This window comes from Streptococcus infantis, from assembly GCF_047463275.1.
Lineage (GTDB): Bacteria > Bacillota > Bacilli > Lactobacillales > Streptococcaceae > Streptococcus > Streptococcus infantis_AF.
This window is the reverse complement of the sequence record NZ_JASHEE010000003.1, coordinates 1-15,199: the sequence shown is the minus strand read 5'-3', so window position 1 is coordinate 15,199 and position 15,199 is coordinate 1. Positions and strand designations below refer to the sequence as shown.

Sequence of the window (15,199 nt, the reverse complement as noted above, 5' to 3'; positions counted from 1 at the left end):
GTCTCGCCAGAGTCCAATTTCTCTTTTCAAGAAATAGCAAAAAGAGTGGTAAAACCACTCTTTTTTATTCTATTATAGACGAGCATTAAGTTCTTTGCTCAATTCTTCAAATCCTGGTTTACCAAGAAGGGCAAACATGTTGCGTTTGTATGCTTCAACACCTGGTTGGTCAAATGGGTTGATAGCGTTCAAGTAACCTGAAAGGGCGATAGCCAATTCGAAGAAGTAGATCGTGTAACCAAGAGTGAAGGCATCTTGCTCAGGAAGAGTCACGTACATGTTTGGCACGTCACCATCTGTGTGGGCAAGAAGAACACCGTCAGTCGCTTTTTTGTTAACGAAGTCAACGTCTTTTCCTTGAAGGTAGCCAAGTCCGTCAAGGTCTTCTTCCAAAGTAGGGATGATCACGTTCTTACGAGGTTTGTCAACACGGACAACTGTTTCAAACATGATACGAGTTCCTTCTTGGATAAATTGACCCAATGAGTGCAAGTCTGTTGAGAAGTTAGCTGAAGTTGGGTAAATCCCTTTTTGGTCTTTCCCTTCTGACTCACCAGCCAATTGTTTCCACCATTCTGAGAAGTATTGAAGTGATGGCTCGTAGTTTACCAAGATTTCAGTTGCATAACCTTTACGGTAAAGGATGTTACGAACTGCTGCATATTGGTAAGCTTCGTTTTCAGAGATTTTATCTGAAGTGTAGTCTTTACGAGCTGCGTTAGCACCTTCCATAAGGGCTTTGATGTCTGCACCTGACGCAGCGATTGGAAGCAATCCAACTGCTGTCAATACTGAGAAGCGTCCACCGATATCATCTGGAACAACAAATGTTTCCCAACCGTTAGCATCTGCTTCAACCTTAACAGCACCTTTTTGGCGGTCAGTTGTTGCGTAGATACGTTTGTTAGCTTCCTCTTGACCATATTTCTTGACCAAGAGTTCTTTGAAGACACGGAAAGCGATGGCTGGTTCAGTTGTTGTACCTGATTTAGAAATCACGTTTACTGAGAAATCTTTATCTGAAACGTACTCTACCAAGTCAGCAAGGTAAGTAGATGAGATTGAGTTTCCAGCGTAAAGGATTTGTGGTGCTTTACGTTCTTCTTTTGTTTGCAAATTTGCAAAGTGGTGGTTCAAGAAGTCAATGGCAGCTTTCGCTCCAAGGTATGATCCACCGATACCGATCACGACCAAAACATCGCTGTCTGCTTTGATTTGTTCAGCAGCTTTCAAGATGCGGTCAAATTCTTCGCGGTCGTAGTTTTCAGGAAGGTCCAACCAACCCAAGAAGTCGCTACCAGCACCAGTTCCTTTACGGATCAATTCATCTGCTGCTGTTACTTGTGCTTGCATGTATTCCACTTCATGCGGGGCAACAAATTTGTCTAATACTTTTGAATAATCAAATTTAATATGTGACATAGTATTCCTCCAATATTTCTTCTTCTCTATCATAACGCTTACTAACAATTTTTTCAAGTTTTTATACTAAAAATTTCCAATTTTTATCACAATTCAAACGTTTGCGTAAAAATACAATTATATAAAGATTCGTAAATAATGAATAAAAAAACGACTAAATTTCTAGTCGTTATAATTCATTTAATAAATACTCAAATAATTCTAAATTGCCATCTTCTTCATTGACTAGAAACTCTGGATGCCACTGCAAGCCGATAATGCGGTGTTCGTCGATAGATTCGATAGCTTCAACAGTTTGATCACGTGGATCCACAGCCGTCACACGGAAATTGGGTGCCAAGTCTTTAATACTCTGACGGTGAACTGAATTGACCTGACTTTCTTTACCAAATAATTTAGACACAACACTGCCATCCACTGTCTCAATAGAATGTGAAGTCCCAAAAGGTAGGCCTTGCCAATGACCTTCAATATCCTGATTGAGTGTTCCACCAAAGGCAACGTTGACAAGCTGAACGCCACGGCAAATGGCTAAGATTGGTTTGTTCTGACGCAAGGCTTCTTGTAGAAGAGCTAGCTCAAACTCGTCGCGAGCTAGGTTATAGTCGTCGCTATCAATTGTTTTTTCCTCACCATAAAACTGAGGATGAACATTTTGTCCCCCAGTCAAGATGAGCTTATCAATCATTTCTACATAGTCATGGACCACAGACTCATCACCCACTGGAATCACCAAAGGAAGTCCGCCAACCTGACGAATACTCTCAGCAAATTTACAAGAGACTGATGAATGAATATTTTTTCCTTCTGCGTCCACAGGACATAGATTCGCAGCTACTCCAACAACCGTTCTCGCCATACTGTTTTCCTTTCAATTTCCTTTGATAAATCTATCTTATCACTCCAACTCCTTCCTGTCTAATATGTATTTTAAAAGACTGTGATAGGTTTCTTTTATCAGAAAAAGTTGCCCTAGTTTAGGACAACCTTCTATTTATTCAAAGACAAATTGATTATGATACAATTCTGCGTAGAATCCACCAAGTTTCAGTAATCCATGATGATTTCCTTGTTCGATAACCTCACCATCCTTAAGGACAATAATCTGATCGGCATTGAGAATAGTTTTCAAGCGGTGGGCAATCACAAAACTAGTTCTTCCTGCTACAATTGCCTCCATGGCATTTTGAATCTTGCTCTCTGTTACAGTATCCACGTTTGATGTTGCCTCATCCAAAATTAAGACCTGGGGATCTGTCATCAAGGTACGAGCAATAGAAATCAACTGCTTCTGACCGGTTGAGAAGACGCTCTGATCATCATTAATCAGAGTATCATACTTATCTGGCAGGCTTTCGATGTAGTCATGGATGTGTGTAGCCTTAGCTGCCGCTTCTACCATTTCTTGACTAGCATCAGGGACACCAAAGCGAATATTGTCTCGGATGGTTCCGCTAAATAAAACTGAATCCTGCAAGACAATTCCCACCTTGCTTCGCAAGCTATCCAAATCAAATTCTCGGATATCTCTACCATCAAAACTGATACTTCCTGCATCCACATCATAAAAACGATTGATTAAGTTCATGATGGTTGTTTTCCCCGAACCTGTCGGACCAACAACCGCAATCATTTTCCCTTTTGGAGCTGATATGCTAACATCTTTTAGAATCGGTTCCCCTGGCAGGTAGGAGAAGTCCACCTTACGAATCTCCACACCCTCTCGCAATTCTGTGAAAACTGGAGCATCTTGAGGACGAATTTCTTCTTCTGCATCAAACATTTCTTGGATACGTTCAGCACCTGTAAAGGCCAGTTGCAAACTTCCCCAGCTCGCCGCCAATTGGATAATGGGCTGGTAATATTGCTGAGAAAACTGGGTAAACATGACAATCAAACCCAGAGCAGTTGCTGTCTCGATATTCTGATCATTCAGTAAGACAGCTGAACCGACAAAAATAACAATAGCTGTATTGACCAAGCTCATTCCGTTCATGACAGGAAAGAGAATTCCTGAAAACATTCTGCCCTTAAAAGTTGCTTTACGGACACGCTCGTTTTGCTCAACAAAACCTGCTATCACATCATTTTGAATGCCTTGAACAATAACGGCTTTCTGACCCGAAATACTCTCATCCATGTAGGCGTTGAGCTTCCCAACTTCCTTTTGTTGGAGGTTAGTGTATTTTCTTGCCAATTTCAAAATGACAATCAACATGATAACAGCTATCGGAGTGCTAGCAATCGTAATCAAAGCCAAGGTCACATTTTTTGCGAACATGACAATCAACAAACCAATATAAAGGGCAATATTGGTCATAACAGACACCAGACTTTCGTTGAAAGCCTGTAGGATGTTATCCAAATCACTGGTAAAACGTGACAGGATATCACCATCTTGATGGCGGTCAAAGAAGGAAACAGTCAAGCGAGAAAGCTTGCCAAAAAGTCCCTTACGCATCTCATTTGTCGATTCGGCAATAATACGGCTCATCAAAACCATATAGATAAGACTCGACACCACGAGCACAATCAAAATATAAGCAAGATTCATCAAGAGTCCTAATAGACTTTGCCAAACCATATCAGGATTTCCATTTTGATAAGCTATACCCAAATTAGCCAGTTCTGTGACTGTTTGACCTGCAAATACTGGAAAGAGAGCTTGGGCTACCGTTGCAATGATAATCATAGCAATAACAACGACAAAGGATATCTTATAAACTTTAAAATAGTTCCAAAAGAATTCAAATGTCTTCATCCTACTCCTCCTTTCCTTTTTGCGTCTCGTAAATTTCACGATAAACTGGGTTTGATGCAACCAAGTCAGCGTGTTTGCCTTGACCAATCAAGCGACCTTGGTCAAGCACTAAAATTTTATCAGCATGTACAACAGAGCTAATCTTTTGCGCGATGATAATCGTAGTTGTCCCCTTCAAATCCTTGTTGAGGGCTTCTTGAACCAAGCGTTCTGATTTGGCATCAAGGGCAGAGGTTGAATCATCAAAAATCAAGATACGAGGATTGCTGACAATCCCACGCGCAATAGACATTCGTTGTTTCTGTCCACCAGAAAAGTTAGTCCCACGTTCCTCAACCGGACTTTCAAAGGCTAAGTCCATACGACTAATAAATTCACTGGCCTGGGCGATGCGAGCTGCGCGTTCCATTTCTGAAACTGTCGCATCTCCCTTACCTTGTCTGAGATTATCTGCGATAGTTCCACTAAAGAGAATGGCTTTTTGTAGGACGATAGAAACTGTCTTACGAAGCGTCCCTTCACTAACTGTCCGAATATCCTTTCCACCAATCTTGATCGAACCTTGCTGAGGATCAAATAATCGTGGAATCAACTGAGCCAAGGTTGATTTCCCTGCACCAGTTGCTCCGACAACCCCAACCATTTCACCAGCTGCGATATCGAAGGATACATCTTTTAGGATAGGTTCTTCATCATTTGGATAGGTAAAGGTAACATTTTCAAAACTGAGACTTCCTTCCAATTCTTCATCTTCCACATCATTGAAAGTCATAGCTGGTTCTGTATCAAGGATTTCACGAATACGACGAAGGGAAATCATAGCACGAGTGACTGAATTCCCCAAAAATCCAACCATGACGATGGTAAAGATAATCTGACTCAGGTAGTTTACAAAGGAAGCAATGGAACCAACTACTGATGGATCTGACTCTGCCATACCTGCTACAAGCCAGATTGAGAGAAAAACAGCCCCGTAAGAAATCAACATCATTGCAGGTTGCATAACAGAAAAGGCATAACCGATATAAAGGTTTTCTCCCAACAATTCATCTGACACCTGCGTAAATTTATCAAACTGATCTTTTTCTCGGACAAAAGACTTAACCACGCGCACACCACGCAAATTTTCTTTAGCAATGGCATTGATACGCTCTAGTAAGGTCTGGAATTTTGCAAAGCGCGGTCCCACAACTCCCATCATAAAACCCATTATGGCAACAATCAGAACGACCATGAGAACTAGCACCCACCACAGAGAAGGTAGGGTGACAACTGCTAGAATAAAGGAACCGATAAACAAAAGTGGTAGTCGAAAGAGAATTTGGAAGGTCATCATGACTACGTTCTGAATCTGGTTGATATCGTTGGTCATACGCACAACGAGGTTCCCTGCATTAAACTTCTCAATATTGGCGTATGAAAAAGTTTGAATCTTACGAAAGGCATCTTCACGTAAGTCAGACGAAACTCCTTGAGCAATATAGGCCGCTAACACAACATTGATGCCACCTGCGACCAAACCAATCAAGGCAACAAGAATTAACCAAAAACCGATAGTATAAATAGCTTCATTATCACCCGTTAGCAGTGCCTCTAAAACCTCCTGCAAATATCGTGGTTGCAAGAGTGAACTTGTCACCATTAGACCTGTCATGACCAAGGACGCCAGGGCCTGCCATTTATAGGCTTTTATTTTCTGAAACAGCATATTTCCCCCTTATAAGATAGACAAAAGGGAACGACAGCTCTGTCAGTCCCTTCTTATGCTTTCATGTTGATGCTATTCTAACAAAAAAGAATGCTATTGTCAAAACACTCAGCTCTCTCAAGCTTGTGAATTAAGACATTAGCATTCTATCAATCCTTTAAAAATTCTTCTAAATTTAGTGCTGAATGTTATTGTTCTGAACTATCTTGCTCGTCTAATTCAGCTCGTCCAATTTCACGGTAGCTACAGTCCCCAACAATCTGGACTGAGAACTGACCATCTTCGTACTCTAGAATCGTCACACTTCCGTTATCAAGACCATGTGGATGCATGCCGTTAATGAGGTAAACAATAGTTCCAATTGTCATTCCATGACTGACAACGAGAGCATTTCCTCCACCATTGGCTTCCATTTCCTTGGCAATGGCTTCAAAGCCTTCCCAGATACGACCACTTAGCTTTTCCCATCCTTCAGCCCAACCTGCTGTGTCTACTTCTACCAGACCTTCAGCCAGCTCAGCATAGGACAAACGATGCACATGATCGACATTAAAGATACGAGGAATAATCCCCATAAATAAGTCCCCATCATAAGCACCATCAAAACTACCAAAGCACCATTCACGGATTCGCTTATCCATACGATAAGGAATTTGACCTGTTAAACCTAGTTCCTCAAGGATAATTCCCATAGTCTGGATGGTACGTCCTGAGTCACTCGAGTAAGCACGCTCAAACTTTAAGCCTGACTCACGCAAACCAATTCCCAGTTCGTGAATGCCTCGCTCACCTTCAGCTGTTAAAGGAGTATCACTCCAGCCTTGAGCACGCCCAATCGTATTAAACATTGTTTTCCCATGACGCACTAGATACAATTTTACACTTGCCATTTTTGGTCCTCCATATGTATCTATTATAGCATGATTTCAGGTAAAAACCTCGTCCAAACTACTCTGTGCCCTTCTTTGAAGGTGCTAATTTGGAAGACCTAGCAGTCTCTTTTTTGCTCCCTTCTTCTGTTTTCTCCTCATTTCCTTCTTTGGACTTGTTTTCTGTTTTCTCAGACTTTTGACCGGTCTTTTTTAAAGGAGAAAAGTAAAATTCAAATTGATTTTTTCCTGTGTCAATAGTCGTTGTGAAGAATTTCTCGTCATTTCGATAAGTTGACGTCCCTACATTAAATGACTGCTCTCCATTTTCAGAAGTAGCTTTTTCATAGGTTCTCTTAGCCATAGCAAATGCAAGAAGTTTTTCTTTATTTAAGGCATAATCCTGATGATGTGCTACTTGCCGATTTAGATAAAACTGCAACAAAAGACTAAAAATTCCAGCAATAGTGATAGCGTATAGGAGAACTCCTGCTCTAACTTTTTTCTTTTTCAACACGATAGATAAATTCCCTCTCTAGTCCCTTTTCAAACTGAAAGTGAAAGTGCAGCTCCTTCCCTTTTTCTTGAATTCGAGCTGATTTTAGACCGTAGACCATGGGTTGATAACCACGTCCACTGGCATCTGTTTTTCGGAAATCATTTGACTTTGATTTACCCATGGAAATATCTTTACCATCTTGTTTCAGATAAATACGGTTGTTTTCCACTTTTTGATAATGGGATTGGTTAAGCTCTGCTTCCAGCTGATCCACGAATAAGAGCCATTCTTTTTGCTCACTTCTCTGCTGGTAGCGAACCTCTGAAACCAAGAGCTGACTCATAGCTTGAAAGAGGAGCAAGCTACCACTAATAACCATAAGGGCAACCAAGGATTCTAAAAGTGTAAAAGCTCTGACCCTACTTGTCTTGAATCGCCAGTAATTTCTCCGTTCCATGGTATACCTCCAAACCTCGCTCATTCGAGACAACATGAACCGTAAGGCCATTGACAGTTAACTGCTTTTGTCCAGTCTGCAAAGCCATACGAGCCACTCGCAAAACTTCTTCCTGTTTTAGAAGTTCTACTTCTCTTTTTCTACTTTCTTGAATTTGTCCCAGCAAGAGGGTTGCAATACTGGCAAAAATGGCTAGCGAAATCACTGCCTCTAGTAAAATAACCGCCTTAATTTTTTGCTTCTTGAATACGTTTAATCTTTCCATTTCCTAGATATAGTTGGTAGCGAACCACTTCTTTCCTTGTTTGAAATCTCACGCTAGCTAGAGACGAATTCCCTCCAGCCTTATCAAAGGTAATTGACTGATTGGACTGCAATTGAATGCCTTTAGGGATGGCTAATTTCTGATAGCCATTCCCAATACTTCTCTCTTCTAGCATTAAGTTCATCTTTTGCTGACTAGCCAGACTTCGCTTCTGGGTTTCTCGATAAAGTTCCTCAAACTCCATAAAGAAAATCTGTTCTTCCACAGCTGCAAAAGTCGACTGAACTGAACTCGACAAGCCCAAAGCTAACAGGCTGACTATTCCTAAGACCAATAAACTTTCTAGCATAGTAAAAGCCCTAATCCGAAACTGTTTGACTTGTCTTTTGTTTTGCATGATATTCCTTATAGGCTTTTGCTTGCTCAGCAGTGATACGTCCATCTGCCTGTAATTTACTTAGACTAGCATCTTCATTTTTATCCAGACTATACAGTTCTGCTTGGCTTTCTACCACCTTGACGACAGCTGCTTTCCCCTTATCATTGACTGCATCCTTTTGCTTAGTAAGATTTGGCACAAACAGTAAGAGTAGGACGCTAATGATAAGAAGGACCACTAACATTTCTACCAGAGTGAACCCTTTTACCGTAGCTTTTTTTAATTTCATCATCATTTTTTTCATCTAAAAATTCACCTCCATATTTTGATACATTGGCAGCAACATAGCTGCATACAATAAAACGATTAGCAGGGCTACAAAAATAAAGACCAGTGGTTGAACAAGGTTCATGGTCCGATTGACTCGGGTAAAGAAGGATTCCCAGGTTTTTTCCGCATAGATTTCCAATTCGCTTCCCAACTTGGATTTAACCTCTCCATATTCAATGATTAATCCCAACTCTTTTCTAAAGAAGGGATAGGTCTGAACAACCTTAGAAAATTCATGCCCATTTTGCAAAGATTGATCTAAATCGTATCCAATTTCCTTAAAAAGAGGATTCCCTTGCTCCTGCATCATCTGGAAAATCTGTGCCAACTCTAAACCTTGTCCAATCATATTTCCCCATTCCCGAGCATAATAAGCAGTTAGATAATACTGAACAAACACACCTAAAAAGGGGATTCTAGCCAGATAAGAAAAGACTTGTATCTTCTTAGATTTTCTGTAGAATATCAGTCCTGTTAAAGATGCAAGACTTAGTGCCAGAGTAAGCCCAAGAAAAATCTGTGGCAGGTTACTAATCACTAAGGTAGCTATGTTACTACTATCCAGTTGGGGCAAGAGATAATTTCGCAACCCCAACATTATGAGCAGTAAGAAAGCTAGCAAAATAAGTGGGTAGGTCGCAACTTCAATTAACTTCTTCTTGACCTTAGCAAGATTATCCAAATATTCTTCAATTTTCCCCAAACTCAAATGGAGATTTCCATGAACTTCAGCCAATGAAAGTTGAGTGACAATCGCACTCGAAAAACCTAAATTCCCCATCATTTCCGAGAAAGATTTTCCTTTCGATAGTCCTAGGCGCATCTGTGAAACATATTCCTTCTCCAACAAAAGACTTCTATCAAGAAAGGAAATGATTTCTACCAAGTGAAAACCACTAGAAAACAAATTGTTAAAGAGAGTGATAATTTTCTTCTGCTTACTGGTAGCTAATTTTCTCCGTTTCAGCTTGAAGGGCAGTGATATGTCCATCTTTAAGAAGCTGATCAATGTGCTCATTCCACTTTTCTGCCTGGTGTTCTGAATAATTTTGGTTTGCAAAATCAATAATTCCTCCTCCCCCGATTAGTCTCTGGTAGCAAACACCTTGTAAAACAACTGCGAGTTCATCTTCACTGACACCAAGTTCTAAAAGACGCTCATAGACCCCACGAATACTCTTTGCATGAATGGTCGAGAACACTGTAGCTCCCGTTAAGCTAGCTCTTACAACAGCACGGGCTGTTTCGCTATCCCGGATTTCTCCAATGATTAAAAGATCTGGGCGGTGTCGCAAAGAAAGTTTTATCAAGTTTTCATAGCTCAGTCCAATAGCTTCATTGAGTTGTAATTGCAGCATCTCTTCTTGCTTAATCTCGACTGGGTCCTCAATGGACATGACTTGTTGTCCCTTAAACAACGACTTAGCTAATTCATGCATTAAGGTAGTTTTACCACTTCCTACAGGTCCTGCAAATAGATAAAGGCCGCGTTGCCTAAAGCCCTTTTCCAGTTCCTTAAGGTCTTGAAACCAGAAACGCAACTCTTGTTCTTCATCATGCAAAAGGCGAATAACTAAACTTTCATGACCACGATAATCTCCTACCGTCGATAAGCGTAGTGAAGAAACCTTGCCATCATGCTGATAATCACAGGACCCAAGCTGACTACGACGCTTTTCTCCAACATTCATCCCCGCAATAAATTTAAAATGACTAATAACTGCTCCCAACTTTTCAAAGTCATAGCTATTAATCAAACGCCTTTCATCTCCTATTCGCATATGCAACTCATAAACCTTATCCTTGGGAATAAAATAGATATCCTGAGCTCCATCCTTTTTTGCGAGACTAATCAATTCTTGTGCAAGTGTTTGTACCATATTCCCTCCTCAGTTAATTATTCGAAGAAAATACAAAAAAAGAACAACTTTATTAAAAAGTTGTTCCATCATTTTTGATGCGACACGTCCAGTGGATTTCTAAACCAGTTTGTTTTTCATAACCCGGTCTGAATTTTTCATCTGGTATAACTTGACCATCTTCCAGTAAAGCCAAGGAATGATATTGCTGCAGAAATTCATCACATTCCTCACACCAACGCTTATCCTCCGGATTCCAAAATATGGTCATTAAGTCTCCTCGACTTTTATATAGTGGAATTTTCTTTTCCAGTTCAAACCAGCAAGATTTATAATACTTCAAGGCATCATAGTAATTTTCAAATTTCTTACTACTAATGACGTCTTCTTCCCATCCTTCTATGAACCACCAAGGTTCAAAATCCCCGTACATTTCTATAACTCGATACATAGTTTCATTTCCTTTGTATCGTATATTATAGCGAAATTTTAAGAACAATGAAAGAAATTTGCTTGCTTTCACGAATTATCTAATATTTTCAAAAAATCCAGCTATTCTAAAAAGAATAACTGGATTCAAATTCGATTAACCTTCTGAAATATCGTTTTCAATGATAACCTTAATCGCATGATGATCTGCAGCCTTACCAAATACTTCATAGGCCTTTTCAATTTCACTTAGTTTGAAGTAATGAGTTACTAATTTTTCTGGTTCAATTTTATGGCTTTCTAAAGCTTTCAAAAGCTGAGGAGTTGTGTTGGTAGAAACCAAACCGGTAGTTACATTAATGTTACGAATCCATAGAGTATCCAAATCAAACTGAACTGGCTTACCATGCACACCACAGTTGGCAACTGTTCCGTCTACACCGATAATCTTTTGACAGAGATCAAACGTTTCAGGAATACCAACAGCTTCTATAGCAACATCCACACCTCTACCATCTGTTAAATCATAAATTTCTTGAATTGCTTTTTCAGGGTCTGAAGAATTAATCTTATGAGTAGCACCGAAAGAAACTGCAGTATCCAAACGGTTATCGTCTAGGTCTACCATGATTAATTTAGCAGGTGAATAGAATTGAGCAGTCAATAGAGCTGCTAAGCCAACTGGACCTGAACCAACGATAGCCACACTACAACCAGGCTCTACTTTCCCTTTTAAGACACCAATTTCATAACCAGTTGGTAGGATATCAGATAACATAACCAAGGCTTCATCAGACAAATCAGCTGGAGTGTGGTAGAGAGTATTATCAGCATGAGGAACACGAAGATATTCGGCTTGCATACCGTCAATCAAATGACCAAAAATCCAACCGCCTTCGTCTTCACAGTGGGCATAGATTCCCTTTTTACAGTAGTAGCATTTACCACAGGCACAAACACAAGAAATCAAAACCTTATCGCCTTTTTTGAAGTTTGAAACGCCTGCTCCAACTTCCTCTACAATCCCGATTCCTTCATGGCCAAGGATAGTTCCACTCTTACATGCAGGAACATCTCCTTTGATAATATGAAGATCTGTTCCACAAATAGTAGTTTTTACAATACGCACAATAGCGTCAGTTGGCTTGCGAATAACTGGTTTGTCAACATCAACAAATGAAGCAAGTCCTGGTTTAACATAAGTATAGGCTTTCATAAAGCTTACCTCCGTTTTTTTATTTGTATTGTTTATATCATAATTGTAAGCCTTTTCATAAATAAAATCAAGTAATATGTGAAAAAATTAACAAATTAAATTAAAAAAAGTAGAAACTAAACTAGTTTCTACTTTAGAGATTATGCTTGATAACGTTTTTCACCATCAAGGTAAGTTGCTACCAATTCCAAATCCTTATCAAGAACGATAAAGTCAGCATCGTAGCCTTCATGGATTTGTCCACAAACGTCATCAATGTGAACAGATTTTGCAGGATTGAGACTTGCCATCATAACAGCTTCATGAGGGTTTGCAATGCCCCATTCAACAACATTTTTCAAACCGTCTTTAAGTTTGAGAATAGAACCTGCCAAGTTCCCAGTAGATTTGAGACGTGCAGTACCATTTGCAACCACAACTGGGAATTCTCCTAGCATGTAGTCACCATCTTGCAAACCACCCGCTGTCATACAGTCAGTGATAAGAGCAATATTTTCAGTACCTTTTTGTTTAAGTAGGATGTCACAAGCCTTAGGATCAACGTGATGCCCATCGCAAATCAATTCAGCATAAGTATGTGGCAATTCATACATAGCACCAACCATACCAAGCTCACGGTGAGTTAACCCACGCATACCATTATAAGCATGAACCCAAACACTTGCTCCGGCATCAACAGCTTTTTTAGCTTCATCAAATGTTGCATTCGAATGACCGAGAGCAACGGTAACACCTTCTCCAGTAATAGTACGTACAAAGTCTTCTACACCTTCACGTTCTGGAGCAAGCGCAATCTTATTAAGAAGACCATTAGCAGCCTTCTGCCAAGCACGAAACTCATCCATTCGAGGATCCTTCATGTAAGCTGGATTTTGAGCTCCCTTATACTTTTCAGTAAAATAAGGACCTTCAAAATAAATACCACGAATCTTAGCACCGGTAGCTTCTTGGTAACGAGCCCCAATATTTTCAGTTACTGCTAATAACTGCTCATATGAAGATGTCAAAGTTGTTGGTAAAAAGCTTGTAACACCTGTACTAAGAAGCCCTTCACTCATAGTATGAAGCGTTCCTTCAATGTTATTATCCATAACATCGACTCCACCAAAACCATGAATATGAGTATCCACAAGACCAGGTGCAATACTATAACCACTATAGTCAATAATTTCAGCACCCTCAGATACTTGATCCACATGCTTACCAAATTTACCATCAACTAGTTCTAGAAAACCGCCACGGCGAACACCATGAGGATAGAAAAATTGATCCGCTTTAATATATTTAGGCATAATGATAACCTCCGTAATTCATTTTTCTGATATTAATTATGTCAATTACATTATAAACCTTTCTGTGTAATTTGTAAATGGTATAGACCTATTATAGTTAAATTTATAAAGAAATAAATTAAGATTTAGTAAAAATATAGTAAAGTTATATTAAACATTGAGGTTTATAATAAAATATAGAAAAAATATAAGTAATTTTAAGTAACTCTGAGAGAAAAAATTAGAAGAAAAAATAAAAAACAAGGCTCGAAAACCTTGTCTTTAATACTATACCGGCGGCCGGGGTCGAACCGGCACGTCCTTGCGGACACTGGATTTTGAGTCCAGCGCGTCTGCCAATTCCGCCACGCCGGCAAATAGTAACTGGGGTAGCTGGATTCGAACCAACGCATGAGGGAGTCAAAGTCCCTTGCCTTACCGCTTGGCTATACCCCAATAATATAAAATAGGCGAGTGATGGGGATCGAACCCACGCATGCCAGAGCCACAATCTGGTGTGTTAACCACTTCACCACACCCGCCATACTATTAAACACGGGCAGTAGGAATTGAACCCACACTGAAGGTTTTGGAGACCTTAGTTCTACCTTTAAACTATGCCCGTAGAGGATGGAAGGGGAGGGATTCGAACCCCCGAACCCGAAGGAGCGGATTTACAGTCCGCCGCGTTTAGCCTCTTCGCTACCCTTCCGTATGATTTAAAAAATGGCGCGAGACGGAATCGAACCGCCGACACATGGAGCTTCAATCCATTGCTCTACCAACTGAGCTACCGAGCCAATATTGCGGGAGCAGGATTTGAACCTACGACCTTCGGGTTATGAGCCCGACGAGCTACCGAGCTGCTCCATCCCGCGTTAATAATAAATAAAGGAGGATGTGGGATTCGAACCCACGCACGCTTTTACACGCCTGACGGTTTTCAAGACCGTTCCCTTCAGCCGGACTTGGGTAATCCTCCAACAAAATAGTCCGTACGGGATTCGAACCCGTGTTACCGCCGTGAAAAGGCGGTGTCTTAACCCCTTGACCAACGGACCATATTTATAAAAAATGGGCACGAGTGGACTCGAACCACCGACCTCACGCTTATCAGGCGTGCGCTCTAACCACCTGAGCTACGCGCCCAAGTTAAAAACTTGGTACTTGAACAAAGTTCAAAGCGGGTGACGAGAATCGAACTCGCGACAACAGCTTGGAAGGCTGTAGTTTTACCACTAAACTACACCCGCTTATATGGGAGTTAACGGGATCGAACCGCTGACCCTCTGCTTGTAAGGCAGATGCTCTCCCAGCTGAGCTAAACTCCCTAAAGCTAAGCGACTTCCATATCTCACAGGGGGCAACCCCCAACTACTTCCGGCGTTCTAGGGCTTAACTTCTGTGTTCGGCATGGGAACAGGTGTATCTCCTAGGCTATCGTCACTTAACTTTGAGTCTTACATACTCAAAATTGAATATCTATCAAATTACAAGAAAACTTACGCTTTCGTATTCTCAGTTACTTTGGATAAGTCCTCGAGCTATTAGTATTAGTCCGCTACATGTGTCGCCACACTTCCACTTCTAACCTATCTACCTGATCTTCTCTCAGGGCTCTTACTGATATAAAATCATGGGAAATCTCATCTTGAGGTGGGTTTCACACTTAGATGCTTTCAGCGTTTATCCCTTCCCTACATAGCTACCCAGCGATGCCTTTGGCAAGACAAC

General features: G+C 40.6%; 15 protein-coding genes, 12 tRNA genes and 2 rRNA genes. All 29 read right to left on the bottom strand.

Annotated elements, in window-relative coordinates:
• Positions 1–72 precede the first annotated feature (72 nt).
• Complete coding sequence (locus QM923_RS04725) at positions 73–1,422, bottom strand: glucose-6-phosphate isomerase (RefSeq protein ID WP_004251578.1); 1,350 nt, start codon at positions 1,420–1,422, stop codon at positions 73–75.
• Between the two features lie 169 nt (positions 1,423–1,591).
• The gene (locus tag QM923_RS04720) at positions 1,592–2,281 is read right to left on the bottom strand and encodes a gamma-glutamyl-gamma-aminobutyrate hydrolase family protein (RefSeq protein ID WP_006151433.1); all 690 of its coding nucleotides are present in this window, start codon (positions 2,279–2,281) and stop codon (positions 1,592–1,594) included.
• A gap of 135 nt (positions 2,282–2,416) precedes the next feature.
• Positions 2,417–4,183, bottom strand: a complete 1,767-nt coding sequence (locus QM923_RS04715; RefSeq protein ID WP_414291056.1) for an ABC transporter ATP-binding protein — start codon at positions 4,181–4,183, stop codon at positions 2,417–2,419.
• Between the two features lies 1 nt (position 4,184).
• A complete protein-coding gene (locus QM923_RS04710; protein ID WP_414291055.1) occupies positions 4,185–5,891 on the bottom strand; it encodes an ABC transporter ATP-binding protein in 1,707 nt (568 codons plus the stop codon).
• Between the two features lie 188 nt (positions 5,892–6,079).
• A complete protein-coding gene (locus tag QM923_RS04705) occupies positions 6,080–6,781 on the bottom strand; it encodes a histidine phosphatase family protein (RefSeq protein WP_414291054.1) in 702 nt (233 codons plus the stop codon).
• A gap of 58 nt (positions 6,782–6,839) precedes the next feature.
• Positions 6,840–7,277, bottom strand: coding sequence for a competence type IV pilus minor pilin ComGG (comGG, locus tag QM923_RS04700; RefSeq protein ID WP_414291053.1), 438 nt, complete (start codon positions 7,275–7,277; stop codon positions 6,840–6,842).
• Complete coding sequence (gene comGF / locus QM923_RS04695) at positions 7,255–7,716, bottom strand: competence type IV pilus minor pilin ComGF (RefSeq protein ID WP_414291052.1); 462 nt, start codon at positions 7,714–7,716, stop codon at positions 7,255–7,257. The genes comGG and comGF overlap by 23 nt, the downstream gene beginning before the upstream one ends.
• Positions 7,679–7,981, bottom strand: a complete 303-nt coding sequence (gene comGE / locus QM923_RS04690) for a competence type IV pilus minor pilin ComGE (RefSeq protein WP_024053803.1) — start codon at positions 7,979–7,981, stop codon at positions 7,679–7,681. Before comGE ends, comGF begins: the two co-directional genes overlap by 38 nt.
• Entirely contained in the window at positions 7,944–8,378 is a 435-nt protein-coding gene (gene comGD, locus QM923_RS04685; RefSeq protein WP_070460860.1) for a competence type IV pilus minor pilin ComGD, read from the bottom strand. Before comGD ends, comGE begins: the two co-directional genes overlap by 38 nt.
• Complete coding sequence (gene comGC, locus QM923_RS04680; RefSeq protein WP_414291051.1) at positions 8,341–8,664, bottom strand: competence type IV pilus major pilin ComGC; 324 nt, start codon at positions 8,662–8,664, stop codon at positions 8,341–8,343. The genes comGD and comGC overlap by 38 nt, the downstream gene beginning before the upstream one ends.
• Entirely contained in the window at positions 8,665–9,681 is a 1,017-nt protein-coding gene (comGB, locus tag QM923_RS04675) for a competence type IV pilus assembly protein ComGB (protein ID WP_414291278.1), read from the bottom strand.
• Positions 9,629–10,570 carry a competence type IV pilus ATPase ComGA gene (gene comGA / locus QM923_RS04670; protein WP_303407199.1) on the bottom strand — a complete coding sequence of 314 codons (942 nt, stop codon included), beginning with the start codon at positions 10,568–10,570 and terminating at the stop codon, positions 9,629–9,631. The genes comGB and comGA overlap by 53 nt, the downstream gene beginning before the upstream one ends.
• Before the next feature lie 52 nt (positions 10,571–10,622).
• The gene (locus QM923_RS04665; RefSeq protein WP_016466894.1) at positions 10,623–11,000 is read right to left on the bottom strand and encodes a DUF1033 family protein; all 378 of its coding nucleotides are present in this window, start codon (positions 10,998–11,000) and stop codon (positions 10,623–10,625) included.
• 135 nt (positions 11,001–11,135) lie between these two features.
• Entirely contained in the window at positions 11,136–12,194 is a 1,059-nt protein-coding gene (locus QM923_RS04660; RefSeq protein ID WP_004251543.1) for a zinc-dependent alcohol dehydrogenase family protein, read from the bottom strand.
• 140 nt (positions 12,195–12,334) lie between these two features.
• Positions 12,335–13,486 carry an N-acetylglucosamine-6-phosphate deacetylase gene (gene nagA, locus QM923_RS04655; RefSeq protein ID WP_414291050.1) on the bottom strand — a complete coding sequence of 384 codons (1,152 nt, stop codon included), beginning with the start codon at positions 13,484–13,486 and terminating at the stop codon, positions 12,335–12,337.
• 270 nt (positions 13,487–13,756) lie between these two features.
• Positions 13,757–13,840, bottom strand: a tRNA-Leu gene (locus QM923_RS04650).
• 9 nt (positions 13,841–13,849) lie between these two features.
• Positions 13,850–13,921, bottom strand: a tRNA-Gln gene (locus QM923_RS04645).
• Between the two features lie 13 nt (positions 13,922–13,934).
• A tRNA-His gene (locus tag QM923_RS04640) sits at positions 13,935–14,007 on the bottom strand.
• Positions 14,008–14,019: 12 nt separating this feature from the next.
• Positions 14,020–14,090, bottom strand: a tRNA-Trp gene (locus QM923_RS04635).
• Between the two features lie 6 nt (positions 14,091–14,096).
• Positions 14,097–14,177, bottom strand: a tRNA-Tyr gene (locus QM923_RS04630).
• A 15-nt stretch (positions 14,178–14,192) separates the two neighbouring features.
• Positions 14,193–14,265 (bottom strand) — tRNA-Phe (locus tag QM923_RS04625).
• A gap of 4 nt (positions 14,266–14,269) precedes the next feature.
• Positions 14,270–14,343 (bottom strand) — tRNA-Met (locus QM923_RS04620).
• A gap of 14 nt (positions 14,344–14,357) precedes the next feature.
• Positions 14,358–14,447 (bottom strand) — tRNA-Ser (locus QM923_RS04615).
• A 7-nt stretch (positions 14,448–14,454) separates the two neighbouring features.
• Positions 14,455–14,526 (bottom strand) — tRNA-Glu (locus QM923_RS04610).
• Between the two features lie 14 nt (positions 14,527–14,540).
• Positions 14,541–14,614: transfer RNA gene (locus QM923_RS04605), tRNA-Ile, on the bottom strand.
• A 33-nt stretch (positions 14,615–14,647) separates the two neighbouring features.
• Positions 14,648–14,718, bottom strand: a tRNA-Gly gene (locus QM923_RS04600).
• Positions 14,719–14,723: 5 nt separating this feature from the next.
• Positions 14,724–14,796: transfer RNA gene (locus QM923_RS04595), tRNA-Val, on the bottom strand.
• 4 nt (positions 14,797–14,800) lie between these two features.
• A 5S ribosomal RNA gene (gene rrf, locus QM923_RS04590) occupies positions 14,801–14,916 on the bottom strand.
• Between the two features lie 76 nt (positions 14,917–14,992).
• Positions 14,993–15,199 (bottom strand): 23S ribosomal RNA (locus tag QM923_RS04585); the annotation flags it as partial.

What these genes read in the sequence shown, in the direction of transcription:
- QM923_RS04665 (WP_016466894.1), bottom strand. Translation starts at nt 11,000, where the DNA reads ATGTATCGAGTTATAGAAATGTACGGGGATTTTGAACCTTGGTGGTTC.
- comGE (WP_024053803.1), bottom strand. Translation starts at nt 7,981, where the DNA reads ATGGAAAGATTAAACGTATTCAAGAAGCAAAAAATTAAGGCGGTTATT.
- comGC (WP_414291051.1), bottom strand. Translation starts at nt 8,664, where the DNA reads ATGAAAAAAATGATGATGAAATTAAAAAAAGCTACGGTAAAAGGGTTC.
- QM923_RS04710 (WP_414291055.1), bottom strand. Translation starts at nt 5,891, where the DNA reads ATGCTGTTTCAGAAAATAAAAGCCTATAAATGGCAGGCCCTGGCGTCC.
- comGA (WP_303407199.1), bottom strand. Translation starts at nt 10,570, where the DNA reads ATGGTACAAACACTTGCACAAGAATTGATTAGTCTCGCAAAAAAGGAT.
- QM923_RS04725 (WP_004251578.1), bottom strand. Translation starts at nt 1,422, where the DNA reads ATGTCACATATTAAATTTGATTATTCAAAAGTATTAGACAAATTTGTT.
- QM923_RS04660 (WP_004251543.1), bottom strand. Translation starts at nt 12,194, where the DNA reads ATGAAAGCCTATACTTATGTTAAACCAGGACTTGCTTCATTTGTTGAT.
- QM923_RS04715 (WP_414291056.1), bottom strand. Translation starts at nt 4,183, where the DNA reads ATGAAGACATTTGAATTCTTTTGGAACTATTTTAAAGTTTATAAGATA.
- QM923_RS04720 (WP_006151433.1), bottom strand. Translation starts at nt 2,281, where the DNA reads ATGGCGAGAACGGTTGTTGGAGTAGCTGCGAATCTATGTCCTGTGGAC.
- comGD (WP_070460860.1), bottom strand. Translation starts at nt 8,378, where the DNA reads ATGCAAAACAAAAGACAAGTCAAACAGTTTCGGATTAGGGCTTTTACT.
- comGB (WP_414291278.1), bottom strand. Translation starts at nt 9,681, where the DNA reads ATGGACATATCACTGCCCTTCAAGCTGAAACGGAGAAAATTAGCTACC.
- comGF (WP_414291052.1), bottom strand. Translation starts at nt 7,716, where the DNA reads ATGGAACGGAGAAATTACTGGCGATTCAAGACAAGTAGGGTCAGAGCT.
- nagA (WP_414291050.1), bottom strand. Translation starts at nt 13,486, where the DNA reads ATGCCTAAATATATTAAAGCGGATCAATTTTTCTATCCTCATGGTGTT.
- QM923_RS04705 (WP_414291054.1), bottom strand. Translation starts at nt 6,781, where the DNA reads ATGGCAAGTGTAAAATTGTATCTAGTGCGTCATGGGAAAACAATGTTT.